The organism is Variovorax paradoxus (assembly GCF_902712855.1).
GTDB classification, from domain to species: Bacteria; Pseudomonadota; Gammaproteobacteria; order Burkholderiales; family Burkholderiaceae_C; genus Variovorax; species Variovorax paradoxus_Q.
Map to the genome: position 1 here is coordinate 4162861 of NZ_LR743507.1, position 24471 is coordinate 4187331.

25 protein-coding genes are annotated in these 24471 nt (G+C 69.6%); 16 read left to right on the forward strand and 9 right to left on the reverse strand.

Annotation, left to right across the window (positions count from 1 at the left end):
• Positions 1–209: 209 nt before the first annotated feature.
• Positions 210–476 (reverse strand): hypothetical protein, encoded by a 267-nt coding sequence (locus tag AACL56_RS19325; RefSeq protein WP_339091428.1) that lies wholly within the window; start codon positions 474–476, stop codon positions 210–212.
• Positions 477–683: 207 nt separating this feature from the next.
• Here AACL56_RS19325 and AACL56_RS19330 point away from each other — a divergent pair, with 207 nt between their 5' ends.
• Positions 684–2360: a hypothetical protein gene (locus tag AACL56_RS19330; RefSeq protein WP_339091429.1), complete on the forward strand. Its 1677-nt coding sequence runs from the start codon at positions 684–686 to the stop codon at positions 2358–2360.
• 47 nt (positions 2361–2407) lie between these two features.
• Here AACL56_RS19330 and AACL56_RS19335 read toward each other — a convergent pair whose 3' ends face one another.
• A complete protein-coding gene (locus AACL56_RS19335; RefSeq protein WP_339091430.1) occupies positions 2408–2593 on the reverse strand; it encodes a hypothetical protein in 186 nt (61 codons plus the stop codon).
• Positions 2594–3064: 471 nt separating this feature from the next.
• Between AACL56_RS19335 and AACL56_RS19340 the strand changes: the two genes are divergently transcribed.
• The 6 genes from AACL56_RS19340 (at position 3065) to AACL56_RS19365 (ending at position 9046) form a co-directional block, all read left to right on the forward strand.
• A complete protein-coding gene (locus AACL56_RS19340; RefSeq protein WP_339091431.1) occupies positions 3065–3565 on the forward strand; it encodes a pyridoxamine 5'-phosphate oxidase family protein in 501 nt (166 codons plus the stop codon).
• A gap of 17 nt (positions 3566–3582) precedes the next feature.
• Positions 3583–5844, forward strand: coding sequence for a hypothetical protein (locus AACL56_RS19345; protein ID WP_339091432.1), 2262 nt, complete (start codon positions 3583–3585; stop codon positions 5842–5844).
• A 75-nt stretch (positions 5845–5919) separates the two neighbouring features.
• Positions 5920–6765, forward strand: a complete 846-nt coding sequence (kdsA, locus tag AACL56_RS19350) for a 3-deoxy-8-phosphooctulonate synthase (RefSeq protein WP_339091433.1) — start codon at positions 5920–5922, stop codon at positions 6763–6765.
• A gap of 132 nt (positions 6766–6897) precedes the next feature.
• Positions 6898–7248, forward strand: a complete 351-nt coding sequence (locus tag AACL56_RS19355) for a hypothetical protein (RefSeq protein WP_339091434.1) — start codon at positions 6898–6900, stop codon at positions 7246–7248.
• A 54-nt stretch (positions 7249–7302) separates the two neighbouring features.
• The gene (locus tag AACL56_RS19360) at positions 7303–8268 is read left to right on the forward strand and encodes a S1C family serine protease (protein WP_339091435.1); all 966 of its coding nucleotides are present in this window, start codon (positions 7303–7305) and stop codon (positions 8266–8268) included.
• 142 nt (positions 8269–8410) lie between these two features.
• Positions 8411–9046: a DUF4337 domain-containing protein gene (locus tag AACL56_RS19365; protein WP_339091436.1), complete on the forward strand. Its 636-nt coding sequence runs from the start codon at positions 8411–8413 to the stop codon at positions 9044–9046.
• Positions 9047–9067: 21 nt separating this feature from the next.
• On the opposite strand, the gene AACL56_RS19370 is transcribed toward AACL56_RS19365, so the two are convergent.
• The 6 genes from AACL56_RS19370 to AACL56_RS19395 form a co-directional block, all read right to left on the reverse strand.
• Positions 9068–9652 (reverse strand): lipocalin family protein, encoded by a 585-nt coding sequence (locus AACL56_RS19370; protein WP_339091437.1) that lies wholly within the window; start codon positions 9650–9652, stop codon positions 9068–9070.
• Positions 9653–9811: 159 nt separating this feature from the next.
• Entirely contained in the window at positions 9812–9943 is a 132-nt protein-coding gene (locus tag AACL56_RS19375; RefSeq protein WP_339091438.1) for a hypothetical protein, read from the reverse strand.
• A 98-nt stretch (positions 9944–10041) separates the two neighbouring features.
• Positions 10042–11154 (reverse strand): hypothetical protein, encoded by a 1113-nt coding sequence (locus tag AACL56_RS19380; RefSeq protein ID WP_339091439.1) that lies wholly within the window; start codon positions 11152–11154, stop codon positions 10042–10044.
• A 170-nt stretch (positions 11155–11324) separates the two neighbouring features.
• A complete protein-coding gene (locus tag AACL56_RS19385; RefSeq protein ID WP_339091440.1) occupies positions 11325–12572 on the reverse strand; it encodes an arabinose transporter in 1248 nt (415 codons plus the stop codon).
• A gap of 138 nt (positions 12573–12710) precedes the next feature.
• Positions 12711–13583: an SDR family oxidoreductase gene (locus tag AACL56_RS19390; protein WP_339091441.1), complete on the reverse strand. Its 873-nt coding sequence runs from the start codon at positions 13581–13583 to the stop codon at positions 12711–12713.
• A 25-nt stretch (positions 13584–13608) separates the two neighbouring features.
• On the reverse strand, positions 13609–14274 hold the full coding sequence (locus AACL56_RS19395; RefSeq protein ID WP_339091442.1) for an O-methyltransferase: 666 nt from the start codon (positions 14272–14274) through the stop codon (positions 13609–13611).
• Between the two features lie 74 nt (positions 14275–14348).
• Here AACL56_RS19395 and AACL56_RS19400 point away from each other — a divergent pair, with 74 nt between their 5' ends.
• From AACL56_RS19400 to AACL56_RS19420, 5 genes are all read left to right on the forward strand, one after another.
• Positions 14349–15047, forward strand: coding sequence for a TetR family transcriptional regulator (locus AACL56_RS19400; protein ID WP_425337028.1), 699 nt, complete (start codon positions 14349–14351; stop codon positions 15045–15047).
• Between the two features lie 232 nt (positions 15048–15279).
• Positions 15280–16023 (forward strand): gluconate 2-dehydrogenase subunit 3 family protein, encoded by a 744-nt coding sequence (locus AACL56_RS19405; protein ID WP_339091444.1) that lies wholly within the window; start codon positions 15280–15282, stop codon positions 16021–16023.
• 22 nt (positions 16024–16045) lie between these two features.
• Positions 16046–17806: a GMC family oxidoreductase gene (locus tag AACL56_RS19410; protein ID WP_339091445.1), complete on the forward strand. Its 1761-nt coding sequence runs from the start codon at positions 16046–16048 to the stop codon at positions 17804–17806.
• A gap of 138 nt (positions 17807–17944) precedes the next feature.
• Positions 17945–18589: a thioredoxin family protein gene (locus AACL56_RS19415; RefSeq protein ID WP_339091446.1), complete on the forward strand. Its 645-nt coding sequence runs from the start codon at positions 17945–17947 to the stop codon at positions 18587–18589.
• A 1-nt stretch (position 18590) separates the two neighbouring features.
• On the forward strand, positions 18591–18734 hold the full coding sequence (locus AACL56_RS19420; RefSeq protein ID WP_339091447.1) for a hypothetical protein: 144 nt from the start codon (positions 18591–18593) through the stop codon (positions 18732–18734).
• Between the two features lie 6 nt (positions 18735–18740).
• Here AACL56_RS19420 and AACL56_RS19425 read toward each other — a convergent pair whose 3' ends face one another.
• Positions 18741–19481 carry a response regulator gene (locus AACL56_RS19425; RefSeq protein ID WP_339091448.1) on the reverse strand — a complete coding sequence of 247 codons (741 nt, stop codon included), beginning with the start codon at positions 19479–19481 and terminating at the stop codon, positions 18741–18743.
• A 177-nt stretch (positions 19482–19658) separates the two neighbouring features.
• Here AACL56_RS19425 and AACL56_RS19430 point away from each other — a divergent pair, with 177 nt between their 5' ends.
• The 4 genes from AACL56_RS19430 to AACL56_RS19445 all read left to right on the forward strand — a co-directional run bounded on the left by AACL56_RS19430 (position 19659) and on the right by AACL56_RS19445 (position 24438).
• Entirely contained in the window at positions 19659–20027 is a 369-nt protein-coding gene (locus AACL56_RS19430) for a hypothetical protein (RefSeq protein WP_339091449.1), read from the forward strand.
• Positions 20028–20178: 151 nt separating this feature from the next.
• Positions 20179–21558 carry an ATP-binding protein gene (locus AACL56_RS19435; RefSeq protein ID WP_339091450.1) on the forward strand — a complete coding sequence of 460 codons (1380 nt, stop codon included), beginning with the start codon at positions 20179–20181 and terminating at the stop codon, positions 21556–21558.
• A gap of 138 nt (positions 21559–21696) precedes the next feature.
• Positions 21697–23499, forward strand: a complete 1803-nt coding sequence (locus AACL56_RS19440) for a cytochrome c biogenesis protein DipZ (RefSeq protein ID WP_339091451.1) — start codon at positions 21697–21699, stop codon at positions 23497–23499.
• A gap of 66 nt (positions 23500–23565) precedes the next feature.
• Entirely contained in the window at positions 23566–24438 is an 873-nt protein-coding gene (locus AACL56_RS19445) for a LysR family transcriptional regulator (RefSeq protein ID WP_339091452.1), read from the forward strand.
• The last annotated feature ends 33 nt before the right edge of the window (positions 24439–24471 follow it).

Sequence of the window (24471 nt, forward strand, 5' to 3'; positions counted from 1 at the left end):
TGATAGAGAAAGCCAGATGCACGGCTCACACGGGGCGGTTCAAGGAACGCCTGCGTAGTTCGTCTGGCTAGACCGCAATTTGCGGGGGAGCCGGTGTGCCGCGGATACGGTCTGAAGCTACTCGCCTTGTCGGAGAGTTGCCCGTGTCCTTTCCACGTACCTTTCGTGACCGTTCGGTGGCATCCAGGCGACGCCGCCGTTTCGGCACGTCAGGCGTGCAGCGAGAAGTCTTCGAGGGTGAGCGTGATCGGCTGGCACGACGTGCTGCGGTAGCGGGCCACTGCGGCGGGCTCGATCGCATGGAAATGCTGGCGGCACGTCTCCAGCAGGCGGTCGCCCATCTCGCGTGCACCGAATTCGTCGTGCAGCGTTTCCTCGGAGATCTGCGCGAGAACGCGCGGACCCGTGGGGCCCTCGGGATAAAAGGCGAAGCGAACGCATGCGGTGTCGAAGCAATAGATGCCTTCGAAATTCATCTGTCTGTCTCCTTGTTGCCCCTGCGGGGTCGGCGGCGATTCAGCGCGCAGGCGGAGCGGCCCAAGAGTGGACATCGCCGCGTGTGCATGCAGGACGCGTCCTACATCGGGCGAGCGGCGCGCCTGCACCCGGGCGAGGCTTCGGCCTCGATCCTGCCTCCGGGAAACGGCGAAGATCAGGCCTTCGAGACTCCGACACGCCGCACGATGACCTCCCCCACTTCGCGCTTCGCCCCACTGTTCCCATGGCGCGCCGCCGCGTCCGTCATCGCCGCGGCGCTGTCGCTCACCGCCTGCAGCGGCGCCAGCGAAGCACAGCGCCAGGCCGCTGCCAGTGTGGTGCCGCCCACCGACTGCACCGCCTGGGTCGGTACCGACCGCAACGCCATGATGGGCGGCTACCTGCTGCCGCAGAAGTCGGCCGGCGTCGGCGCCAAGGTCTGCGTGCCGGTGCTCATGACGGCCAACCGCGCCCCCGCCGGCTATGCGGGTGGCGACTACCACATCGCCGAATTCACCGACGACAGGCTGAAGGCCCGCTGGCGCGCCTGCAAGGAAGACCCGGCCTGCTTCAAGCGCATCGACGCGCAGATGCAGCGCTGGCTGCCGCCGAACAAGGAGCGCGCCACGCGCTCGACCGGCACGGTCGATCCGTCGGGCAGGATCGACCCGGACGGCCAGGTCGACCTGAAGCAGATCCGCCGGCCCGCCTTCTTCGCGAAGGCGCCGTACCGCGAAGGCATTGCCGAGGCCGACGCGCGCACCTACATCGTCGAGTTCACCGCGCCGCGCGACACCTTCGAGCGCATCGACCTGAAGATGACCGGCGACATCAAGCTGCGCGGCTGGTACATCGAGGGCGCCGGCGTGGACGACGGCAAGGGCAGGAAGGTGCGCGCGCTGGCCATCATGGCGCCGGGCGGCGGGGGGCAGCTCACCGCGATCCAGCATCCCGACGAAGCGTCCTACCGAATCGACGAGAAGACGGGCAAGACCGTGCCCGTCAGCTTCCCCAACGCCACCACCGAGACCATGGGGCAGCGCTGGTGGCGCGAGAACCTGCATGCGCTGAACCAGGCAGGCTTCGACGTGCTGGCCTACGACCGCCGCGGCGAGGGGCTGTCGGGCGGCTTCAGCGACACCAACACGCTGGAGCAAGGCGAGGACGTGTTCCGCGCGCTCGCCGCGCTGGAAAGCGGGCGCGGCCTGCGCATCCTCACGCCGACGGGCGAGCTGCTCGAAGGCGAGGCCACGCGCGGCCGTCTGCTGGCGGGCATGCCGGCCGGAGAGATTCCGCTGGTGCTCGGCGGCTACTCGCGCGGCTCGATGTCCACCGCCTGGGCCATGACCAGGAACTACGTGGCCCAGTGCAGCTTCGACATGCCCGAGCCCAGCTGCACGCCGCCGAAGAACATGCGCAACATCCGCGGCGCGATCCTGCTGTCGTCGTTCGCGAGCGGCGCGGGCTACGTGGGCGACTCGCCCGACCTGGCCGACCGCAACCTGTTCCTGGGCGGGATGGCGGCCGACCACCACATCGTGTTCTATCCGAACTCGTCCACCCTCGCGGGCATGGACCGCTGGCCCGCCGCGTTCTTCGGCAAAGGACTCTGGGACCGCGCCGAGACGCTCGAGGGCACCGTCGCCGCCTACAACCGCATCCGCGGCGTGAAGGAGATCGTGCTGGCGCGCGGGCCGCATTCGATCGAGACCTGGCCCGCATCCGACCGCGACTACCTGCGCCAGCGCATGGTGGTCTTCGCGAAGGCCGTGATCGTCGGCGGGCGCAGCATCTCTGGCGCCCGGCCATGGAAGGACTTCAAGTCGCTGGTGGCGACCACGCCGGATTCGTGGGAGCCCTCGTCGAAGCCGAAGGCGCCGTGATGCCGGCGCGACGCCGGCGCGATGCCGGCGTGTGGCGTGATGCGCCCTCAGTATTTCCGAGGGTTGTCCGGCCTGCGGTCGAAGCGATCAGGCACGCCGTCGCCATCGCTGTCGCGGCCTCGCTCGTAGCGGTCGGGAACGCCGTTGCGGTCGCGGTCCCGGTTGCGGTGATGGTGATCGTGGGCGCACCCGGCGGCGACCACGGCAACGGCGCACAGCAGCGCGAGCTGCATCGGCCGGCTGGAGAACTTCGGAGATTTCAAGCGAGTGGGGCCGCTGGGCGGAAGAGTCTTGCAGGGCGTCCAGTGTCGGCAGCGCGGCTGAAGATTCGCTGAGCGTCGGCTGAAGGCCTCATGAAGGCCGCCGCAAAAAAGAACCCGGCGGCAAGCCGGGTTCAAGCCTCGTTGCAGTCATGCAGCGAAGCCCTCGCAAAGGGAGGAGATACGAGGGACGGAGCCGACCGTCGATTCCCAAGCTAGCGATGCCGCGTGCGTGCGGTGCAAGGGCAATGCCGCCTCCGCCGGACGGACAGCGCCTACGAAGTCCGGACTGCGATGCATGCCGTGTCGGCGTGGGACCACACGGCTGTGCGCCGTGTGTCCTCATGGATCGCCGTGCCGCGCGCTTACGGTGGAACCTCTTATCCCATCGCAATCGATCTTTTCCCTTCTTCTCTTCCACTCATCACTTTCTGGAGTTCCGACATGACGACCACCACCACCGACCAAGGCAAGCTCTGGGACCTCATCAAGGACACCCGCTACGGCATGCTCACGCACCGCCATGACGACGGGCAATTGCACAGCCATCCGCTGACCACGCAGAACAAGGACGGCGACGACGTGGGCACGCTCTACTTCTTCGTGCCGAAGGACGGCGACATCGCACGCCACGTCGCCACCGACCCCGTGGTGAACATCGCGTATGCCAACACCGACGACGACAGCTACGTGTCGGTCTCCGGCCGCGGCGCACTGGTCGAGGACCAGGCGAAGAAGGAAGCGCTCTTCACCAAGATGGCGCAGGCCTGGTTTCCCAATGGCCCCACCGACCCCAACCTCGGCCTGCTCGCAGTGACCGTGGTCGGCGCCGAATACTGGGACGTCGACGACAGCAAGATGGTGCAGCTCTACAAGATGGCGAAGGCCGCCATCACCGGCGAGCCGCCGAAGAACCTCGGCGAACACAAGAAGGTCGCGGTCTGAGCGGAGGACCGCCGACGATGACCCAAGCGACGACCCTGACGCCCACCGCCTCGGCCGCCGATACGCACGCCACCTCCCCTGCCGCGCACAAGTGGCAGTTCATTCGCGCGGGCGGCACCGACCAGGTCGTGTTCCGCTCGGGCGAGGACATCGCCCGCATCCGCGAACTCGACCAGAAGCTCTGGGTCGCGCTCGCCTGTCCGACGCGCGGCATCGACTTCGACCCGCGCACGCTCGACCTGATCGACGCCGACCGCGACGGACGCGTGCGGCCACCCGAGGTGGTGGCCGCCTGCGAATGGGTGTGCGCGCGGCTGCGCAACCCCGACGTGCTGCTGCAGGGCAGCGACGTGCTGACGCTCGACGACCTCGCCGACGACACGCCCGACGGGGCGCGGCTGCGCGACGAGGCGCGCCGCCTGCTGCAGATCCAGGGCAAGCCCGACGCCGAGGCCCTCACGCTGGCCGACATCGCCGACCGCGGCGAACTGCTGGCCGCCATGCGCTTCAACGGCGACGGCATCGTCACGCCCGCCACCGCGCAGGACGATGCGGTGCGCGCCACCGTCGAGGACGTGATGCGCGTGCACGGCAGCGTGCCGGACCGCCACAAGGCCACGCCGGGCATCGACCGCGCGCGCACCGAGGCCTACTTCCGCGAGGTGCAGGTGGCGCGCGACTGGCACGCGCAGGCCGACGAAGGCGACCGCACGCTGATGCCCCTGGGCGACGCCACGCTGGCCGCCGCCGATGCGGCCAACAAGGTGCAGGCCAAGCTCGACGACTTCTTCGCGCGCTGCCGCGTCGCCGCTTTCGACCGGCAGGCCGTGAGCGCGCTCAATCCCTCGTACAAGGCCTACGACCAGCTCGGCGCCGGTACGCTCGACCTGCAGGCCGACCCGATCGCCGACCTGCCGCTGGCCCCGGTTACGCCGCGCTGCGTGCTGCCGCTGCAGGGCACCAGCCTCAACCCCGCATGGGCGGAGGCCATCGCGGTGTTCGCCGCGCGCACGGTGGCGCCGCTGCTGGGCGCGCGCGACGACCTGTCGGAAGACGACTGGACCGCCATCAAGCAACGGCTCGCGCCGCTGCGCGCGCTGATGGCCAGGCGCCCGGCCAACTGGGCCGCCGAACTCCCGCTCGCCAGGCTCGATGCCCTGCTGCGCACGCGCGAGCCGCTGCTCGCGCTCATCGCGGACGACGAGGCTGCGGAAGAACACAACAAGCTGCTGGTCGATCTCGAAAAGCTGATCCGTCTGCGGCGCGACCTGGTGGTGCTGCTGAACAACTTCGTGTCGTTCAAGGCCTTCTACCAGCGCGAAGGCGCCATCTTCCAGGCCGGCATGCTGTACCTCGACGGGCGCAGCTGCGAACTCACCGTGCAGGTGCAGGACACGGCCAAGCACGCGGTGCTCGCCGGTCTGGCGAAAACCTGCCTGGCCTACTGCGACTGCACGCGCCAGGGGCAGAAGATGAGCATCGTCGCGGCCTTCACGGCCGGCGACGTCGACTTCCTGTTCGTCGGCCGCAACGGCGTGTTCTACGACCGCCAGGGCCGCGACTGGGACGCCACCATCACCAAGCTCATCGAAAACCCGACGAGCGTGGCGCAGGCCTTCTTCGCGCCGTACAAGAAATTCGTCCGCGTGATCGAGGAACAGGTGGCCAAGCGCGCCGCCGCGCAGGAAGCCGCGGGCCAGACCGGCCTCACGAGCCTGGCGACGCGGCTCACCACGGCCGACCAGGCCGCGTCGGCGGATGCCGCGAAGGTGCCCACCGCGGTGCCGCGCCCCGCGGGCCGGGTCGACGTGGGCACGGTCGCGGCCATCGGCGTAGCGCTGGGGAGCATCAGCGCGGTGCTGGTCGCGATCTTCGGCAAGTTCATCGACCTGGGTCAGTGGATTCCGGTCGCGCTGCTGGGGATCGTGCTCGCCATTTCAGGGCCGAGCATGCTGATCGCATGGCTCAAGCTGCGCCAGCGCAGCCTGGGACCGCTGCTGGACGCGAGCGGCTGGGCCGTCAACGGGCGCATGAAGGTCAATGTGCGGCTGGGCGGCATGCTCTCGCAGACCGCCCACGTGCCGCCGGGTGCGCGGCGCATCGCGCGCGATCCGTACCGCGAACGGCACGGTGCAACCGGCTTTGCCGCAGCGGCGGTGCTGGTGCTGGCCGTGGCGGTGCTGGCGTGGCGCATGGACTGGCTCGACGACCGGCTTCCGCCAGCCCTGCAGCATTCGCCCACGGCGGCTGCGGCGGCCCCGGCGGTGTCGAACGGCTGACCCGGAAACCGGACGCGCCGGCACGGGCGGGCGCGAGCAGACAATAGGGGGCAAACCAGCAGCTGGAGAACCCCCGTGTCCATCGTCACCATCACCACCCAAGTCAGCACCGGCAACGACCGCCCCTTCGTCCTGTTCGGCGGCGTCAACGTGCTGGAGTCGCGCGACCTCGCGCTGCGCAGCGCCGAAGAGTACGTGCGCGTCACGCAGAAGCTCGGCATTCCCTATGTGTTCAAGGGCAGCTTCGACAAGGCCAACCGCTCGTCCATCCACTCGTACCGCGGCCCCGGGCTCGACGAAGGCCTGAAGATCCTGCAGGCCGTGAAGGACGCCTTCGGCGTTCCGGTGCTCACCGACGTGCACGAGATCGCGCAGGCTGCGCCGGTGTCCGAGGTGGTCGACGTGCTCCAGCTGCCCGCCTTCCTCGCACGCCAGACCGACCTGGTGGTGGCGCTGGCAAAGACCGGCCGCGTCATCAACATCAAGAAGCCGCAGTTCCTGAGCCCGTCGCAGATGCTCAACATCGTCGAGAAGTTCAAGGAAGCCGGCAACGACCGGCTCATCCTGTGCGACCGCGGCACCTGCTTCGGCTACGACAACCTCGTGGTCGACATGCTGGGCTTCGGCGTCATGAAGAAGATCACGCAGGACCTGCCGGTGATCTTCGACGTGACCCATGCGCTGCAGCAGCGCGAGTCGGGCGCAGCCGCTTCTGGCGGCCGCCGCGAACAGGTGGCCGACCTGGCGCGCGCCGGCATGGCGGTGGGGCTGGCCGGCCTGTTCCTCGAGGCGCACCCCGATCCGGCGCAGGCCAAGTGCGACGGCCCGAGCGCCCTGCCGCTCGACAAGCTGGAGCCCTTCCTGACGCAGGTGAAGGCGCTGGACGACCTCGTCAAGTCGTTCCCGCCGCTCAAGATCTGAGCGCCCGACAGGCCCACCGCACCGGGGTAACAGAAAAATAAGGGCTTCGTACTAAACATCCGGCCACAGCTTCCGATAAGACATCAAGCGCCCCGACGGCGCGAATGTGAAGGAAGAAAGGACAGGTTCAGGATGAACGGCGAAGCTTCGGCATTCGGACATGACTTCTCGAAGTGGGCCCGCCTGACCGAGAGGTATGCGGAAGAAGTGGAGGCGCTGCGGCGCCGGGAACCCGGCGCGTCGATGCGCCTGGTGCAGATCGGGCATGCGCTGAAGCAGCACCAGGACCCGTTCGGCTCGGGCCTGCTGGGCTCGCAGTACACCGCGCTGGCTGCCACGATGCCGCCCCGGTTCGCGCCGCCGAAAGCCCGCGGCGCGGCCTGGCGGGTGCGCGTGCGCGCAACGCTGCGCAGGCTGCGCCAGCCGTTCCGCACCGGCAGCGCCCAGCCGGTGCCGGATGGGCCGCCACCCCCGACCGCTTGAAAACCCTTCGCGCCGCCGCCATTTCGAAGGAATCCGGCGACTGAAAGGTGCTCCATGGGCGCGCGCGACGAATTCCTCCTCGATTCCTACTCCTCCACCGTCACACAGGTGGCCCACACGGCCAGCGCGGCCGTCGCGCACATCAAGGTGCGAAAGGCCGGCCAGCGCGGCAACGGCCCCGCCCGCGACACGCACGGCAGCGGCTCGGGCTTTCTGTTCACGCCCGACGGTTTCACCCTGACCAACGCCCATGTGGTCGAAGGCGCGAGCGAACTGCGCGCGGCCTTCGCCGACGGCACCGAAGGCGTCGCCCGCCTCGTGGGGCAGGACGCGTCGACCGACATCGCGGTGCTGCGCATCGAGTCGCATCCCGCCGCCTTCCTGCCGCTGGGCAGCTCGGCCGCGCTGCAGCCGGGCCAGCTCGCGGTGGCCGTGGGCAATCCGCTCGGTTTCGACTTCACCGTGACCGCCGGCATCGTGAGCGCGCTGGGCCGCAGCCTGCCCTCGCGCGGCGGCCGCATGATCGAGGACGTGATCCAGACCGACGTGGCGCTCAACCCCGGCAACTCCGGCGGGCCGCTGCTGGACAGCGCGGCCAACGTCATCGGCGTGAACACGGCCGTGATTCCTTCGGCGCAGGGCCTGAGCTTCGCGGTGGCCATCGACACCGCGCGCTGGGTGGCCGGCGAGCTGATGCGGCACGGCGCGGTGCGCCGCGGCAAGCTCGGCGTCCAGTGCGCCGCCGTCGCCCTGCCCCGGCGCTGGGTGCGCGAGAACGACTGGCCCGTGGCCACCGGCGTGCGCGTGGTCGAGGTGGTCGCCGGTTCGGTGGCGGCACGCGACGGCCTGCGCAGCGGCGACATCCTGGTCGGCTGCGACGGCACGCCGCTCGCGCAGCTGTCGGACCTGCTGAAGCGCCTCGCCGGCGAAGGCTACGGCCGCCCGCTGCTGCTGAAGCTGCTGCGGCCCGTGGCCGGCACGCTGACGCCGTTCTACCTGACCGTGCGGCCCGCGGGCTGAGCACCGGCCCGGGCCGGCCGGGCGTTGCAGGGTCGCGACAACCGGGTGCAAATCCCCAGGCGGGCCGGTCATGAAGACCGGGCATACTCGCGCGCCCCCGGAATTTCCGATCGACCCAACTTCCCAGCGACCCAAGGACCCCATGTCAGGACACGGCTTCCACGTGCACGGCCCGCACGACCACGAACTCGAACATGCCGCCAGCGGCGGCGCCCATGGCCATGACGCGCACGACGCCCACGGCAGCGCCTCCGGCACGCCAGGCGGCGGCATGAGCATGACCGGCAAGATCGCCGTGTGCACCGCCGCCATCGCGACGGTGGGCGCGATCTTCGCGTACATGGGAGGGGCCACGCAGGCCAATGCCGGAATCTACAAGAACAACGCCGCCATCAAGAAGACCGAGGCGTCGAACCAGTGGAATTACTTCCAGTCGAAGAGCACCAAGCAGGCGCTCGCCGAGTTCGCGCGCGACACGGCCACCGATGACGCCCGCCGCCAGCAATGGCAGGCGAAGGTGGCGCGCTACGAGCAGGAGAAGACCGAGATCCAGGCCGCCGCGAAGAAGCTCGAGGACGAGTCCGGCCGCTGGGATGCGCAGTCCGACGAGCAGATGCACCAGCACCACCGCTGGGCGCAGGCCACCACCGTGCTGCAGGTGTCGATCGCGCTGGCCGCCATCGCCCTGCTCACCCGCAGGAAGTGGCTCGAGCGTGCGATGTACGGCGTGGCCGTGGCGGGTCTGGCGATCGGCGCACTGGCTGCGCTGCACCTCTAGGGCGCACGCGCCGCCGAGGCGCTAGCGGCCCGCCGCCGTGCCGGCATCCTCCGGCCACTGCTGCGGCACGCGGCGCAGCTTGTCGACCGCATAGCCCAGCGTCTTCAGTTGCGTCACGGCCGCCTGGTACACCGGCTCCGGAACGCTCGGCGTGCGGGCCATGATCCACGCGTAGTCGCGATCGCTGCGGCCGATGATCGTCAGCTGGTAGTCGCGGTCGATGTCGACGATGACGTACTCGGCCTTCACCGGCCAGATGAACTGCATGCCCCACACCGCGTTGCTGGTGCCCGGCACCACCGTGCCCGTGGGGTTCATCGTCTTCAACGGCCCGTCGAAGCCGCCGTCGCGGTAGCGGAAGCGCGTGTCGATCGTGCCGTCGGGCTTCAGGCTGTACGACTCCACCGCGTTGAAGGCGTTGCGCTCCGGCCGCGTGGGGATGTTGCCGATGACGTACCAGTCGCCCATGAAGCGCTGCAGGTCGACCTGCTTCACGGGCTTGATGGTCGGCGGCGACACGGCGCAGCCGTGCATCATCAGGACCGCCGCGACGCCAAGCGCCATGTACAACGGCGACCACGGCGGATTGGCGACACGGTTTCGCATGGTTCTCTGCATGGCCTGATCTCCCGGTATTTGGAGATTCCACCCTACGGTGCAGCGCCGCGGGTCCGCGTCGGACGGCGCCCCATCCGGCCGGCCGCGGAAGCCATCGGGGGCCGCCCGTATGAATGCGCCGCCGGTGCAGGCGAGCGAATCCGAATGTCAGCGCGACTCGTGCACCGGAGAGAACGCCCAGGATTGCGTCTCGAAGCCCAGGTTGTCGAGTTGAACGGAGACGGCGTCCAGCGGATCGACGGCAGCGGTGCCGATCACCGTCACCATCCTGCTCTGCACGAACCCGTACCCAGGCCGGACACGAGGCACCACGGCTGGCGAGTGTCGTCGCCCAGCTTCGGCTGCGCGCGAGAAGCTGCGCGCGACCCGGGCCGTGACTACTTCCTGCCTCGCGCCGCCTTGCCTCTCACCGCGGACGCGCTCCTGCGTTCGCTCGCGCGATCGCGCTTCCAGGCGGGGGACAGCATCGCGGCCTTCGCGCAGCCATAGGCCAGCAACGCGAGGAACAGCACGCCGAAGCTCTCCATGCCCACGTTCACCACGAACCAGGTGGGTTCGGTGGCGAAGCGAACGATGTGGGTGCCGCTCGAGAAACGGCTGCCGCTGCTGGCGAGGCGGCCCGTGAACAGTCCGCTCAGCACCGCGATGAAGTTGTTGAGCGCCAGCAGCCCGAAGAAGAGTCCGACCACGCCCACGGTGACGCGCGCAGGCATCGACAGCTGCAGCGGCCCGTCCGTCCCGCCGGCAGGCTTCACGTCTGCGGCGACCTTCGCCGCCGGCGCCGGCCGGCGCGCGCGAAGCGGCGGCATGCCGGCATACGGCACCTCGCCGGCACGCGGCGGGCGCTTGCCTTCCTTGAACGCCTGCAGCAGCCGCGTCCATTCGTCCGCGTCCTTCACGGGTTCCGGCCAGATGTCTTCGAAGAAGCCGGCGAGCGCGCGCAGGTAGCCGTCGGCGCGCGCCGAGCCCGCAGGCAGGATAGCCGAACCGAAGTTGAGCCAGTGCGGTTCGCCGTCGCGGTCGATCATCACCGGCAACAGATGCGCGCGGCCGTTGAGCGTGACTTCGCGCAGGCACAACCCCCGGATGCCATCGACGTCGAATTCCTCCGCAACCCTGCGGCGCAGGCCGAACACGTTGCGCGTGATGCGCCAGCCGCGCGCGTCGCTGCGCGACAGCACCAGCGTCTCGCGAATCGGCCAGAACCACAGGCCCGCCGGTCCGGCCATGCACACCATGGCCAGCGCCAGCAGGCCCAGCAGGCCCAGCAGGCCCAGCAGGCCCAGCAGTTTCGCCATGCCGTTCTGTCCATTCAGGTTGCCGAAAGGATCGTGGCCCGAGGCCATGTCGCAGGCGAAGCCCAGCGGAATGCCCATGAGCGCAACGCACGCGATGACGAGGATCGCGGTCAGCGGCACATGCCGCAGGCGCACGCGCAGCGTGCCGGGGGCCGGCGTGTCGAGGCGGTAGGCGATGAGGGTGTCGAGCATTCAGGAGGGTTGTTTGTGATGGCGCTGGCCTGTGATCGGGAAGCGCTGCCGGCCATCGGCGCCGCGGCCGAATGGAAGGAATCTTCGCACGCGCGCCGCGCGGCCACAGGCGGCCCTGAAGTGCTCGCGAGGAGGCGCCGAACCGGACACAGCGACGCGGCCCGCCCCCTTCAGGACCGGCCCGCGCCGTCCCTGCGCTGTGCACGACGAAGGAACAGGGCAACCAGCAAGCCCAGCCCCGCAGACCCCGTGCCGACGAGGAACACATTGCCGTATCCGGCCCGGTCGGCCAGCAGGCCGGCGAGCGGCCCGGTGAGGCCGTAGGCGATGTCCTGGAAGGCCGAGAAGCCGCCGAGCGCAGCGCCGCGCAGGTGAGGCTGCACGAGCCGCACTACCTCGCGGCCCATCGCTGGAAAGATCATCGAGCAGCCGAGGCCCGTGAGGAACGCGCCGGCCAATGCGAGCACGGGCCCGTCCGCGCGCCAGATCAGCGCCTGTCCGAGTGTCTCGACCACCAGCGATCCGATGGCCACGGGCAGCCCGCCCACGCGGTCCGGCAGGTGGCCGAAGAGCACGCGCACCAGCACGAAGCCGCTGCCGAAGGCCGTCAGCCCGAGTCCTGCGTGGCCCCAGCCGCGATCGAGAAAATGCAGCGCGAAGAACGCGCCGATCGCCGCGAAGCCGATGCCCTGCAGGCAGACCACCGCGCCATGCCATCCGATGCTGCCGACCACACGCCAGAACGACGGACGCTGCGCGCCCGCGTGCACGGGCACGCCGTCGAGGCGCCAGATCGCCAGCAGGCCGAGGGCGGGCAGCGCGGCGCCGAAGGCCATGGTGCCGGCAAATCCGAAGCGGGCGAACAATGCGAGGCCGATGGGTCCTCCGACGGCGAGCGCGCCGTAGATGGCCGCGCCCACCAGCGCCAGCACATGGCCCGAGCGCGCGGGACCGACGAGGCCGATGCCCCAGCCGATCACGCCGACGGCGACCAGGCTCTCGCCGAGGCCGATCAGCAGCCGGCCCGCGAGCAGCACGGCGAAGCCCGTCCAGGGCGCGAGAAACGGAAGGCCCGCGAACAGCGAGACCAGCGCACCGGCGACGTAGAAGAGCAGCCCGCGCGCCACCGCGGGCTTGGCGCCGCGGCGGTCCGACAGGTTGCCCGCATGCGCGCGCGTGGCCACGGTGGCAAGGAAGGCGATGCCCACGCCGAGTCCCGCCCAGGCGTTGCCGAGCCCGAGCCGTCCCGTCACGAAGACCGGCACGACGGGCAGGGACATGCCGACGCAGAGATACGAAATGAAGAGGACGGCCGCGAGGAGCAGCAGGCGGCCCTGCGCCGGGTGGCGCCCGGAGGTTGGCGCGGAAGCAGGCGCAGAAGCTGGCGAAGATGCAGAGGGTGTCGATGGATGTGACATGGGAAGTTCCGGTTGCCTCCATCGACCGGTGCGCGCCACAGGCGAGCGCACCCGATCGATGAGGATCGTCGAGTGCGTTGCCTGACGTCAGACGCTTACGGCCAGTGCGACTGGCGCGGCGGGAATTGCGCTACACGGCTACACGCCGTAGTAGCCGGGCTGGTCGATGTCCGTGAGGAGGTCGGGGCAGGACGGCCGCCACCCCAGCACGGCCCGGGTGCGAGCGCTCGAGGCGAACATGTCGGCGCCCGCGAAATCGGCGAACCATCCGAAATGCTCGCGGTCGCGCGGCTCGACCGGCAGGCCGAGGCGCCGGCCGATCACTTCGGCGATGTGGCGCAACGGCACGCCTTCGGTGGCGACCGCGTGGAACACCGGCTCGCCGGCGCCCTGCTCGACCGCGAGCCGGAACACGCGCGCGGCGTCCTGCCGATGCACGCCGGCCCACCGGTTCAGGCCTTCGCCGAGGTAGGCGGACACGCCCTTCTCGCGCGCCAGGCGCACCAGCATCGGAACGAAGCCATGGTCGCCGAGCCCGTGCACCGAAGGCGCGAGCCGCACCGTCGACACGCGCACGCCGCGCGCGGCCATCGCCTGTGCAGCGGCTTCCGACTGCCGCAGCGACGACGCAGGGGGCATGTCGGCCTCGGTCGCGGCGCGGCCCGATGCGAGCCGCGCCAGCCCCGAGGTCACGAGCAGCGGCCGCTGCGTGTGCAGCAGCGCGTTGCCCAGCGCCTCGATGGCGCGGCGGTCCTGCTGCGCGTTCTCGGCGAACTTCGAGAAGTCGTGGTCGAAGGCGGTGTGGATCACCGCGTCGGCGGCATCGGCTGCGCCGTGCAGCGTGCCGAGGTCGTCGAGCGTGCCGCGCACGACCTGTGCGCCCGCCGCGGCGAGCGCGGCCGCCTTGTCATCGGAACGTGCGAGCCCCGCGACGCGATGGCCCGCATCGATCAGTTCGCGCACCACGGCCGAGCCGACCCAACCGGTCGCGCCGGTCACGAATATGTTCATTGCAGTTTCTCCTGGGCAAGCGGCATCAGCCGAGCCGCATCGACAGTTCGACGTCGTCGCCGAACGGCGTGGACAGGTAGCCGGCCGCAGGCGAACGCACGCGCGCGAGGTACTCGGGGCTGTAGTCTGCGTTGTCGGCCACGATGAACGCGCCCGGCCGCAGGCGGCTTTCGACCAGCGCGAGCACTTCGGGATAGAGCGCCTTCGCGCCGTCGAGCAGCAACAGGTCGATGCGCTCGGGCAGGTCGGCGGCCAGGGTCTGCAGCGCATCGCCCACGCGGATCTCCACCAGGTCGTGGAGTCCGCCTGCCTCGAGATTCGCGCGCGCCCGCGCCACCTTCGACGGCTCGAACTCCGTGGTGAGAAGACGGCCGCCACCGTTGTCGCGCAGTGCGGCGGCCAGATGCAGCGTCGAGATGCCGAACGAGGTGCCGAACTCGACAATGCTGCGCGCGTTGCCGTTGCGCGCCAGCATGTAGAGCAAGGCGCCGGTCTCGCGCGAGACCGGCAGCGCGAAATCCTTCAGCTGTGCGTAGAGCTCTGCGTAGCCGGTCTTGCTGCGCATCAGGCGCGTGCGCTCTTCGCCGGACAGGCCGGCGAACGATGCGCTCATGGCCGGCGACGTGGCGGCGGCTTCTTCGAACAGGCGCTCCAGCAGGGGCGCCAATGGGGCCTGGGTCAGGGTTGTCATGGAAGATTCCTCGGGATGGATGAACGGGACGGTTGGAAGAGCGAAGCGGCTGCGGGAGCCATGGCTGCAATAATATGAAGAACCCTTCATGTTTTCCATTCGCGTTGCGAACCCCACCCATGACCGAACGAAAGAGCACCCCGTTCTCCTCTAGAAGACAGCCCAAGCAGGCCCGGTCGAACGACCTGGTCGCGGCGATTCTCGAAGCCGCTGTTCAGGTTTTGGCGAAGGAAGGCGCGCACCGCTTCACCACCACGCGCGTGGCGGAGCGAGCCGGCGTGAGCGTCGGCTCGGTCTACCAGTACTTTCCGAACAAGGCCTCGATCCTGTTTCGCCTGCAGAGCGACGAATGGCGCCACACCAGCGACATGCTGGGCGGCATCCTCGAGGACACCGCGAAGCCGCCGCTCGCAAGGCTGCGGCTGCTGGTGCACGCCTTCGTGCGTTCCGAGTGCGAGGAGGCCGAGGTGCGCGGCGCGCTCAGCGACGCCGCGCCGCTCTACCGCGACGCGCCCGAAGCGCAGGAAGCGCGGGCCACCGGCACCCGCGCCATGCAGGCCTTCATGCGGGAAGTGCTGCCCAAGGCCTCGAAGGCCAGGCGCGCGCTGGCCAGCGAGCTCATCACCACGACCTTCAGTGCGGTGGGCAAGAGCTTCTCGGAAAGCCCGCGCACCGACGCGCAGATCAAGGCGTATTCGAACGCGATGGCCGACATGTTCTGCGCCTACCTCGTGAGCCTAGGGCACGACGCGCCGGGAAGGAGCGCATCGTGAGACGCGCCGGCCTCGTCACCGAAGGCGCGCGGCAACTGCTCGGCATCGCGGCATACGGCACGCCGTATTGATCCATCGCGCCGGCCACGGCGCCATTGATGCCGATCGCTCACCCCGATGGTTCACGCGCGCGGTCTTCCGGCGCCAGGCATCGCTCAATAGCATGAGTCTCAAGGCTGCACGACAGCCTGCAAGCTGTCCACGCAGCCTTCGTTCCTTGAAGAGAGACCTCATGTCCAACAAAGACAACGCACCGCCCGCGCGGCGCATCTTCCTGAGCCGGGTCGGCGGCGCATCCGGCGCGGCGCTGGCCCTGCCGGCGCTGTTCGGCGGCCTGGCGCCTGCGCTGGCCGGGGCACAAGGGGCCGCAGCCGGGGCCGTGGCGCCGCAGCGTGCGAGCTATCTCTCGCTCGGCCCGCAGGAGGCCGCGTGCGTCGAGGCGCTGGTCGATGCGATGTGCCCGGCCGACGCGCTGACGCCCGGCGGCGTCGACTGCGGATTGCATGTGTTCATCGACCGCCAGCTGGCTGGCGCCTGGGGCCGCGGCGACCGGCTCTACCGGCAAGGGCCTTGGCAGCCGGGCAAGCCGCAGCACGGCTACCAGTCGCCGCTCACGCCCGAGGACCACTTCAAGGCCGGCATTGCGGCGCTGCGCCGCGAGACGCAGAAGCGCACGGGCAAGCCCATCGAGCAGCTCGACGCCGCGCGGATCGACACCCTGCTGCAGGAAGTGGCGGCGGACCAATGGGACGACCCGCGCTTCGCGCTCGGCGCGTGGTTCAACGACGCGTTCTATCCGCTGTTCGTGCAGGCCTGCTTCGCCGACCCGATGTACGGCGGCAACCGGGACAAGGTCTTCTGGCGTTCGGTGGGCTTTCCCGGCCTGCCGGCGCTGCATGCGCGCAATGTCGTCGAGTTCCGCGGCCGGGCGTTTCCCGGTGCGGCCTCGCCGCAATCGATCGGCGACTTCAGCTGAACAGGAAAGAAGAAGGCCCCCCATGATCCGGAAACTTCCCAGGCGCTCGGTCGTCTTCGTCGGCGGCGGACTCACCGCCGCACTCGCCGCGCGGCAGATGATGAACTCGGGCATCGACGTGCTGGTGCTCGAGCGCGGCGGCGACCTGGCCGGCAGCGCCGCCGCCACACTGCCCAACCAGCGCGACGAACTGCGCTGGGGCGTGCACAACAGCCTGGTCCAGAACTGGGCCAGCGAAACCTACACGCTGCGCCATGCCGTCGGCGAGCAGGCCCTGCCCGTGCGCCGCATGGAGGCCTTCCTGCCCGGCGAAGGCATGGGCGGCGCGGCCAACCATTGGAACGGCCAGACCTGGCGCTGGGCGGAATACGACCCGGCGCTGCGCACGCGGCTGGAATCACGCTACGGCAAGGCCGCGATTCCGCGCGACATGACCGTGCAGGACTGGGGCATCGGCTACGCCGAGATGGAGCCGTACCACGACCTGTTCGAGCGGCTCTTCGGCATCGCCGGCCAGGCCGGCAACATCGGCGGACGGATCGTGGAGGGCGGCAACCCGTTCGAGGCGCCGCGCACGCGCGACTTTCCGCAGAAGCCGCTCGAGATGCTCGAGTCGGGCCGCATCTTCCAGGCCGCCGCGCAGAGCCTGGGCTACAAGCCTTTTCCGCTGCCGGCCGCGAACTCGCCGCGCGCCTACACCAACCCCGATGGCGCGAAGCTGGCGCCGTGCCAGTACTGCGGCCACTGCGAGCGCTTCTTCTGCGAGGCCAACGCCAAGGCCAGTCCGGCGGTGCTGCTGTATCCGATGCTGCAGAAGCAGCGCGACTTCGAGATCCGGCTGCATTCGCAGGTGACCGGCATCGACTACGACCGGCACGCCAGGCGGGTGACGGGCGTGCGCTTCATCGACCTGCAGACCGCGCAGGAATGGGAGCAGCCGGCCGACGTGGTCGTGCTTTCGGGCTTCACGATGACCAACACCCGGCTGCTGCTCGCGAGCGGCATCGGACGGCCCTACGACCCGAAGAGCGGCAAGGGCGTGGTCGGCAAGAACTTCTGCTACCAGGTGATGTCGTCGGTGCCGGTGTTCTTCAAGGACAGGTGGATCAACCCCTTCATGGCCTCCGGCGCGTCGCAGATGGTGGTGGACGAGTTCAACGGCGACAACTTCGACCACGCGGGGCTGGGCTTCTTCGGCGGCGGGTACATCTACTCGAACGTGACGAACGGGCGCCCCATCAATTCGCGCCTGCTGCCGGCCGGCACGCCGCGCTGGGGGTCGGCATGGAAGCAGGCGAATGCCGACTGGTACGCGCATGCCTTCAATGTGGCGGTGCACGGCAGCAACTATCCGCACCGCGAGAACCACCTCGATCTCGACCCGACCTACCGCGACGCCTACGGCATGCCGCTGCTGCGCATGACGTTCAACTTCCGCGAGAACGATCACCGCATGAGCGAGTACGTGACGAACAAGGCCGCCGGCATCGCGCGTGCGATGGGCGCCACGACGGTGGGCACGCCGCAGCCGCGGCGCGGCGACTTCGACGCGCGGCTGTACCAGACCACGCACACCACCGGCGGCACGATCATGGGCGCGGAGCCCGCGACGAGCGTGGTGTCGCCGCACCTGCAGCACTGGGACGCGCAGAACCTGTTCGTGGTGGGTGCCTCGGTGTACACGCACAACGCGGGCTACAACCCGACCGGCCCGCTGGCCGCGCTGGCGCTGCGGCTCGGCGACGACCTGGTGCGCTACGCCAGGCAGCCGCGGATGCTGTGAGGCCAGGCACCTGCAAACGCTTTTTCGTGCAACGTAGTGTGCTTGCCTCGTCCCGCGGATACAGAGGCATACGCAGAACGCGCTGGCAGGGGGTCGCGCAAAGAAGAATCGGGTCACTTTCTTCCGAAGGACCTCACTATGGCACTCCCCTCCATCGCCCGATCCATTGCCCGCTCCCCCGCCGCCTTCTTCGCCGTGGCGCTCACGGCTTCGGCGGCCGCGCTGACGCTGACATTCGCCGCGCCCTCGTTCGGCGGCGGCGACGTTCCGGCCGCCGAGGCGCAGGCCGCGCCGGAGTTCCAGAACATCGACACCTGGCTCAACTCGCCGCCGCTCAAGATCGAACAGCTGCGCGGCAAGGTGGTGCTGGTCGACTTCTGGACCTACACCTGCATCAACTGCCTGAACCACCTTCCCTACGTGAAGGACTGGAACGAGAAGTACAAGGACAAGGGTCTGGTGGTGGTCGGCGTGCACACGCCGGAGTTCGCCTACGAGAAGTCGACGCAGAACGTGAAGGACGCAATCCAGCGCCTGCAGATCGGGCACGCGGTGGCGCAGGACAACAGCTACGGCACCTGGAAGGCGTTCCGCAACCAGTACTGGCCGGCCGTGTACCTGATCGACAAGCAGGGAAAGATCGTCTACTCGCACTTCGGCGAGGGCAGCTACGGCACGACGGAAAAGAAGATCCAGGCGCTGCTGGCCGAGCCATCGCCAGCGCCATCACCGGTCCCAGCCACGTCAGCCGCAACGCCGGCTTCCGCCACCAGGGGTTCGTGAGATGAAGAAGCTCTGGTTTGCCCTGCTCTTCTTCGCAGGCGGCATCGCGCACGAAGTGCGCAACCCGGTGAACTGCCAGTGCATCTCGGCGCGGCAGCCCGCCGGCCCCGGCACGCGCCGCAAGCGTCACGGCGAGCCGGGCTGAAACGACTCAGTCCAGCGCCTCGACCGCCGAAGCGAAGACGTAGCCCTCGCTTCGCACGGTCTTGATGTAGCGCGGCTCGCGCGCATCGTCGTTCAGGCGCTGGCGCAGCCGGCTCACCAGCAGGTCGATGGAGCGCTCGAACAGTTCCGCCTCGCGGCCCTGCGTGAGGCTCAGCAGCTGGTCGCGGCTCAGCACCTTCTGCGGATGATCGAGGAACACGCGCAGCAGGCGGTACTCTGCGCCGCTGAGCGCGATCATGGTGCCGCTTTCGTCCAGCAGGTGGCGCGCGGTGGTGTCGACCTGCCATTCGCCGAAGGCCAGCTTCGAGGCCGACTCGGTCGAGCGCATGTTCGGCGGCAGCATGCGGGTGCGGCGCAGCACGGCGCGCAGGCGTGCCAGCAGTTCGCGCGCCGAGAAGGGCTTGGCCAGGTAGTCGTCGGCGCCCATCTCGAGGCCCAGGATGCGGTCGGCCTCCTCGCTTCGCGCGGTGAGCATCAGGATCGGCGTGGCCTTCCACTTGCCGGTGCGCAGGTCGCGGCACAGCGTGAGGCCGTCCTCGCCGGGCAGCATCAGGTCGAGGATGATGAGGTCGAACGGGCCCGACTCCTCCAGCGCCGCACGCATGTGCCGCCCCGTGGGCACCGCCACCACGCGCAGGCCGTTCTTGACCAGGTAGGTGGTGAGCAGCTCGCGGATCTCCCGGTCGTCGTCGACGATGAGGATGTGGTCGGAGGTCTTGGAATTCATGGCCTTGCGGCGCGGCGCGCGCGGTGTGAAAAAGCGGAAGCCCGCAATGTAGCCCGGCTGGCGAAGCCAGCAAGCGGCTTTGTATGCCTGTGTATCCGGAGCGCACGGCGGCCACACTAAGTTGCGCGGCGCGGCAGGAACGAGCGGACACGACCGGCGCCTATCATGGCGGCCGCCATGAATCGCCAGACCGCTCCCTCCCTCTCGCTTTCCTTCGCCTTGTCCGTCGCGCTGCTGTCCGCCGTGCTCCCCGGTGCCGCGCTGGCCGCCACGCTCTCGGGCACCCTGCGCGGCGGCGGAGGCATCGACGACCTGCACGTGGTGGTGCAGTCGGCCACCGGCCAGCGGATCACGGCGTACTGCGACGGGCACTGCGGCGACTGGTTCGACGAAGACGCCGAATCGGGCGGCTCGCGGCTGAAGAAGGCGCTGATCGGCCGGCAGGTGACGCTCGACCACCGCCGCGAGCCGAACCGCAACCGCATCGCCGGGCCGGGCCCGGACGAGACGCTGGATTTCGTGCGCCGCATCGAGCTGTCCAGGTAGGCACGGCCCTCGCCCGGCGCGCCGGGCAGGTGCAGGCAGGTAATGTTCTATGTGCGGTTGTACGGGGCTACACACTGGAATACAAACCGCCGGCGCCGGGGGCGAAGCCGGGGCTATAAACCTGTCCATGCCCACCTCAGCGAGCCTTTCCATGCCGACCGCATCCACCGCGCCCCCCGCACCGGTCGCCACCGCGGCGCCCGTGCCCCTCGAAGGCTGGCGCCGGCTGGTCCCGCGCACGCTGTTCTCGCGGGTCACGCTGATCATCGTCGTCGGCCTGGCGATCGCACAGCTGCTGACCTTCACCGCCATCCGCTACGAACGCGGCATCGCGATGCGCGAGCTGATGATGACCGGCATCGAGCGCGACATCGCCAGCTCGGTGGCCATCCTCGACCGGCTGCCCGCCGCCGAGCGCGCCGGCTGGCTCGCGCGGCTGGAGCGGCGCAACTACCACTTCACGCTCGGCGGCGCGGCCGAGGGAACCGCACCGCAGACGCTGGTGCTGGCGCAGTTCGCCACGGCCATCGCGGACGCGATGCGGCCGTTCGAGATCGTGAAGATCGGCCAGGTGTCGAGCCCGGCGCAGGAGCTGCAGATCCAGGTGCGGCTGGGCGACGGCTCGTCGCTGCTGGTTCATGCGCGCCGCGTCGACATGCCGGTCTCGGCCTGGGTCATGTGGGTTCTGTGGCTGCAGCTGACGGTCCTGGCCGTGTGCGCCTGGTACGCGGTGCGGCTGGTGACGCGCCCGCTGGCGCAGCTGGCCGACGCGGCCGACGAGCTCGGCCCCGACCTGAAGGGCCCCGAGCTGGCCGAGGAAGGCCCCACCGAGGTGAAGCACGCGGCGCGCGCCTTCAACGCGATGCAGAAGCGCATCGCGGGCTACATGTCGGAGCGCGTGGAGATCCTTGCGGCGATCTCGCACGACCTGCAGACGCCCATCACCCGCATGCGGCTGCGCACCGACCTGATGGACAGCGACCATGACCGCCACAAGTTCCGCCAGGACCTCGACGCGATGCATGCGCTGGTGCGCGAAGGCGTGACCTACGCGCGCACGCTGCACGGCGCCACCGAGCCGCCTTGCCGCATCGACGCCGACGCGCTGTTCGAAAGCATGGTGGCCGACTACGAGGACGCGGGCCAGCAGGTGCTGCTCGACGGACGCGCGGGCGCACCCATCGTGTCGCGGCCCAATGCGCTGCGCCGCATCCTGACGAACCTGATCGACAACGCGCTCAAGTTCGGCGACCAGGTGCGGCTGCAGGTGCAGGCGGGCGACGGCAAGCTGGTGCTGGCGGTGATCGACAACGGCCCGGGCATTCCGCCCGACCAGCTCGACAACGTGCTCAAGCCCTTCTACCGCGTGGAAGGCTCGCGCAACCGCAGCACCGGCGGCACCGGCCTGGGCCTGGCCATCGCGCAGCAACTGGCGGTGGCGATGGGGGCAGAGCTGGCACTGCGCAACCGCGACGAAGGCGGCCTCGAAGCCAGGCTCACGCTGGACACCACCGCCCCCGCGCCGGGCTGAGCCCGCCGCACCGGCCAGCGCCTCTCATCCACCGATCCACCCCACGGACGCGGCTCGCAGTGCGAGACCGCGAGGGGTCCCCTTTCGCTCCTTCTTTCCGACCTTCCACTGTCATCAACCCAAGCGGAGACTGACGCCATGCTCATCCTCATCGTTGCCTACCTGGGCGGTGTGCTCACCATCCTGAGCCCGTGCATCCTGCCGGTGCTGCCCTTCGTGTTCGCACGGGCCGACCGCCCGTTCCGCTCGCACGGCCTGCCGATGCTGGCCGGCATGGCGCTGGCGTTCTCGGTGATTGCCACGCTCGCCGCGGTGGGCGGCAACTGGGTGGTCACGCTGAACCAGTACGGGCGCTACGCCGCCATCGCGATGCTGGCGCTGTTCGGCGTGACGCTGCTGTTTCCCTCGGTCGCCGACCGGCTGACGCGGCCGCTGGTGAGCCTGGGCATGCGGCTGTCGGGGCAGGAACAGGCACAGGGACAGGCCAAGGCGTCGGTGTTCTCCGCGCTGATGCTGGGCGTGGGCACGGGGCTGCTGTGGGCGCCTTGCGCGGGGCCGATCCTGGGCCTGATCCTCACCGGTGCGGCGCTCAACGGCGCGAGCTTCGGCACGTCGCTGCTGCTGCTGGCCTACGCAGCGGGCGCCTGTACCTCGCTGGCGGCGGCGCTGCTGTTCGGCGGGCGGGTCTTCTCTGCAATGAAGGGCTCTCTGCATGCCGGCGAATGGCTGCGGCGCGTGGCCGGTGTGGCGGTGCTGGCCGGCGTGGGCGCCATCGCGCTCGGCCTGGACACCGGCCTGCTGAGCCGGATCTCGTTCGGCACCACGTCGGCACTGGAGAAGGCGCTGGTGGAGAAGATCGATGCGAAGCCGTCGCTGCCGGCATCGCAGGCCGATGCCGGCGTCGACCGCGGCGGCCTGATGCTGACCGCCGCGCAACCCGAGGCACCGGCGCCGAGGAAGCCCGCGCTCGCGCTGCGCGACGAAGGCGCCATCCCGCCCCTCGCGGGCGCCATCGAATGGATCAACAGCCCGCCCCTGACGGCCGAGGGCCTGCGCGGCAAGGTGGTGCTGGTCGACTTCTGGACCTACTCCTGCATCAACTGCCTGCGCACCCTGCCCTACATCCGCGCCTGGGCCGAGAAGTACAAGGATGCGGGCCTGGTGGTGCTCGGCGTGCACACGCCGGAGTTCGCGTTCGAGAAGCTGCCGGCCAACGTGCGCCGCGCCACGAAGGACCTGGGCGTGGGCTTCCCGGTGGCGGTGGACAGCAACTACGCCATCTGGCGCGCCTTCGGCAACCAGTACTGGCCCGCGCTGTACTTCGTCGATGCGCAGGGGCGCATCCGCCATCACCAGTTCGGCGAGGGCATGTACGAGAAGTCTGAACAGGTCATCCAGCAGCTGCTGGCCGAGGCCGGACACGGTGCGGTGCCGGGGCAGCTGGTGGCGCCGGTCGGCCAGGGCACGCAGGCGGCCGCGGCCGAGACCCTGCCCGAGTCGGGAGAGACCTACCTCGGCTACGAGCGTGCGAACAACTTCGCGTCGCCCGGCGGCATCGCGAGCGACCGTGCCCGCACCTACCAGGCGCCTGCATCGCTGCGCCTGAACCAGTGGGCGCTCGACGGCGAATGGACGGTCGACGCCGAGCGCGCCCGGCTCGAACGCCCGGACGGACGCATCGCCTACCGCTTTCATGCACGCGACCTGCACCTGGTGATCGGACCCGCTGCCAACGGCAAGCCGGTGCGCTTCCGCGTGCGCATCGACGGAAAGCCGCCGCTGGCCGACCACGGCGACGACACCGACGCGCAGGGCAACGGCGTCGTCGATGCGCAGCGGCTCTACCAGCTGGTGCGGCGGAAGGCGGACGAGAAGGACAGGCTGTTCGAGATCGAGTTCCTCGATCCGGGCGCACAGGCCTTCGTGTTCACCTTCGGCTGACCACCGCAGCCGGCAGCGCCCCGGGGCAGCCAAGGTGTTAACTTCGGGCTCCGACACGGAACCCGAATGGACAGCTTCGACCGCCAGCTTCGCTACTTCCTCAGGATCGCCGAACTGGGGTCGTTGTCCCGTGCGGCGGAGGACCTCGACCAGACGCAGTCGGGCCTGAGCCGGCAGCTGGCCTCGCTCGAAGCCCACCTGGGCAAGCCGCTGTTCCTGCGCACCGGCCGCGGCGTCGAGCTGACGCAAGCCGGCCGCAAGCTGCGCGACCTGACGCAGGGCAGCTACCGCACCATCGATGCCGCGCTCGACGCGGTGCGAACGCGCGAAGGCGTCACGCACGGCACGGTGCGACTGGCCACGGTGCACACGCTGAGCTACTACTTCATGGGCGACGTGGTCGCGCGCTTCGTGAGCCAGCATGACAGCGTGAACCTGTCGCTCATGGGCCGCAGCTCGCCCGAGGTGGTGGAGCTGGTCGAGAGCGGCAAGGCCGATGCGGGCTTCGTCTACGACTCGGCCGTGGCCTCGCAGGCCCTGGCGTCCACGCCGCTCTTCGACGACGACATGTGCCTGGTGGTGCAGGAGGCCAGCGCCATCGGCGACAGCATCGACCTGTCGAGCGAGCTGCCGCGGCTGGTGGGCTTTCCGTCGCACTACGTGCTGCGCCGCATGATCCACAGCAGCGGCCTGGAGCCGTCGTTCGTGGCGGAGGCCGAGACGGTCGATGCGCTGCTGGAACTGGTGGCCTCGGGAATCGGCGCCTGCATTCTTCCGCAGCGCATTCCCGACAAGCTCATGGGCGACCACCGCCTGCGCAAGGTGTCGATCGTGCAGCCGGTGCTGCGCCGCCGGGTGGTCGCGATCGTGCGATGCGACCGGCCGGTGCCGCCGCTGGTCGAGGAACTGATCGCCACCGCGGTGGACATCGCCGGTTAGCGTCCGGCGCCGCATAGCAGCTATGCACATGGG

Excerpts from the sequence above, each read along its gene's own strand:
- AACL56_RS19330 (WP_339091429.1), top strand. The coding sequence starts at position 684 with ATGACCTCCCCCACTTCGCGCTTCGCCCCACTGTTCCCATGGCGCGCC.
- AACL56_RS19390 (WP_339091441.1), bottom strand. The coding sequence starts at position 13,583 with ATGAACATATTCGTGACCGGCGCGACCGGTTGGGTCGGCTCGGCCGTG.
- AACL56_RS19425 (WP_339091448.1), bottom strand. The coding sequence starts at position 19,481 with ATGAATTCCAAGACCTCCGACCACATCCTCATCGTCGACGACGACCGG.
- AACL56_RS19335 (WP_339091430.1), bottom strand. The coding sequence starts at position 2,593 with ATGCAGCTCGCGCTGCTGTGCGCCGTTGCCGTGGTCGCCGCCGGGTGC.
- AACL56_RS19430 (WP_339091449.1), top strand. The coding sequence starts at position 19,659 with ATGAATCGCCAGACCGCTCCCTCCCTCTCGCTTTCCTTCGCCTTGTCC.
- AACL56_RS19360 (WP_339091435.1), top strand. The coding sequence starts at position 7,303 with ATGGGCGCGCGCGACGAATTCCTCCTCGATTCCTACTCCTCCACCGTC.
- AACL56_RS19365 (WP_339091436.1), top strand. The coding sequence starts at position 8,411 with ATGTCAGGACACGGCTTCCACGTGCACGGCCCGCACGACCACGAACTC.
- AACL56_RS19385 (WP_339091440.1), bottom strand. The coding sequence starts at position 12,572 with ATGTCACATCCATCGACACCCTCTGCATCTTCGCCAGCTTCTGCGCCT.
- AACL56_RS19410 (WP_339091445.1), top strand. The coding sequence starts at position 16,046 with ATGATCCGGAAACTTCCCAGGCGCTCGGTCGTCTTCGTCGGCGGCGGA.
- AACL56_RS19420 (WP_339091447.1), top strand. The coding sequence starts at position 18,591 with ATGAAGAAGCTCTGGTTTGCCCTGCTCTTCTTCGCAGGCGGCATCGCG.
- AACL56_RS19345 (WP_339091432.1), top strand. The coding sequence starts at position 3,583 with ATGACCCAAGCGACGACCCTGACGCCCACCGCCTCGGCCGCCGATACG.
- AACL56_RS19325 (WP_339091428.1), bottom strand. The coding sequence starts at position 476 with ATGAATTTCGAAGGCATCTATTGCTTCGACACCGCATGCGTTCGCTTC.
- AACL56_RS19355 (WP_339091434.1), top strand. The coding sequence starts at position 6,898 with ATGAACGGCGAAGCTTCGGCATTCGGACATGACTTCTCGAAGTGGGCC.
- AACL56_RS19415 (WP_339091446.1), top strand. The coding sequence starts at position 17,945 with ATGGCACTCCCCTCCATCGCCCGATCCATTGCCCGCTCCCCCGCCGCC.
- AACL56_RS19395 (WP_339091442.1), bottom strand. The coding sequence starts at position 14,274 with ATGACAACCCTGACCCAGGCCCCATTGGCGCCCCTGCTGGAGCGCCTG.
- AACL56_RS19400 (WP_425337028.1), top strand. The coding sequence starts at position 14,349 with ATGAAGAACCCTTCATGTTTTCCATTCGCGTTGCGAACCCCACCCATG.
- AACL56_RS19380 (WP_339091439.1), bottom strand. The coding sequence starts at position 11,154 with ATGCTCGACACCCTCATCGCCTACCGCCTCGACACGCCGGCCCCCGGC.
- AACL56_RS19370 (WP_339091437.1), bottom strand. The coding sequence starts at position 9,652 with ATGCGAAACCGTGTCGCCAATCCGCCGTGGTCGCCGTTGTACATGGCG.
- AACL56_RS19440 (WP_339091451.1), top strand. The coding sequence starts at position 21,697 with ATGCTCATCCTCATCGTTGCCTACCTGGGCGGTGTGCTCACCATCCTG.
- AACL56_RS19435 (WP_339091450.1), top strand. The coding sequence starts at position 20,179 with ATGCCGACCGCATCCACCGCGCCCCCCGCACCGGTCGCCACCGCGGCG.
- AACL56_RS19405 (WP_339091444.1), top strand. The coding sequence starts at position 15,280 with ATGTCCAACAAAGACAACGCACCGCCCGCGCGGCGCATCTTCCTGAGC.
- AACL56_RS19445 (WP_339091452.1), top strand. The coding sequence starts at position 23,566 with ATGGACAGCTTCGACCGCCAGCTTCGCTACTTCCTCAGGATCGCCGAA.
- AACL56_RS19340 (WP_339091431.1), top strand. The coding sequence starts at position 3,065 with ATGACGACCACCACCACCGACCAAGGCAAGCTCTGGGACCTCATCAAG.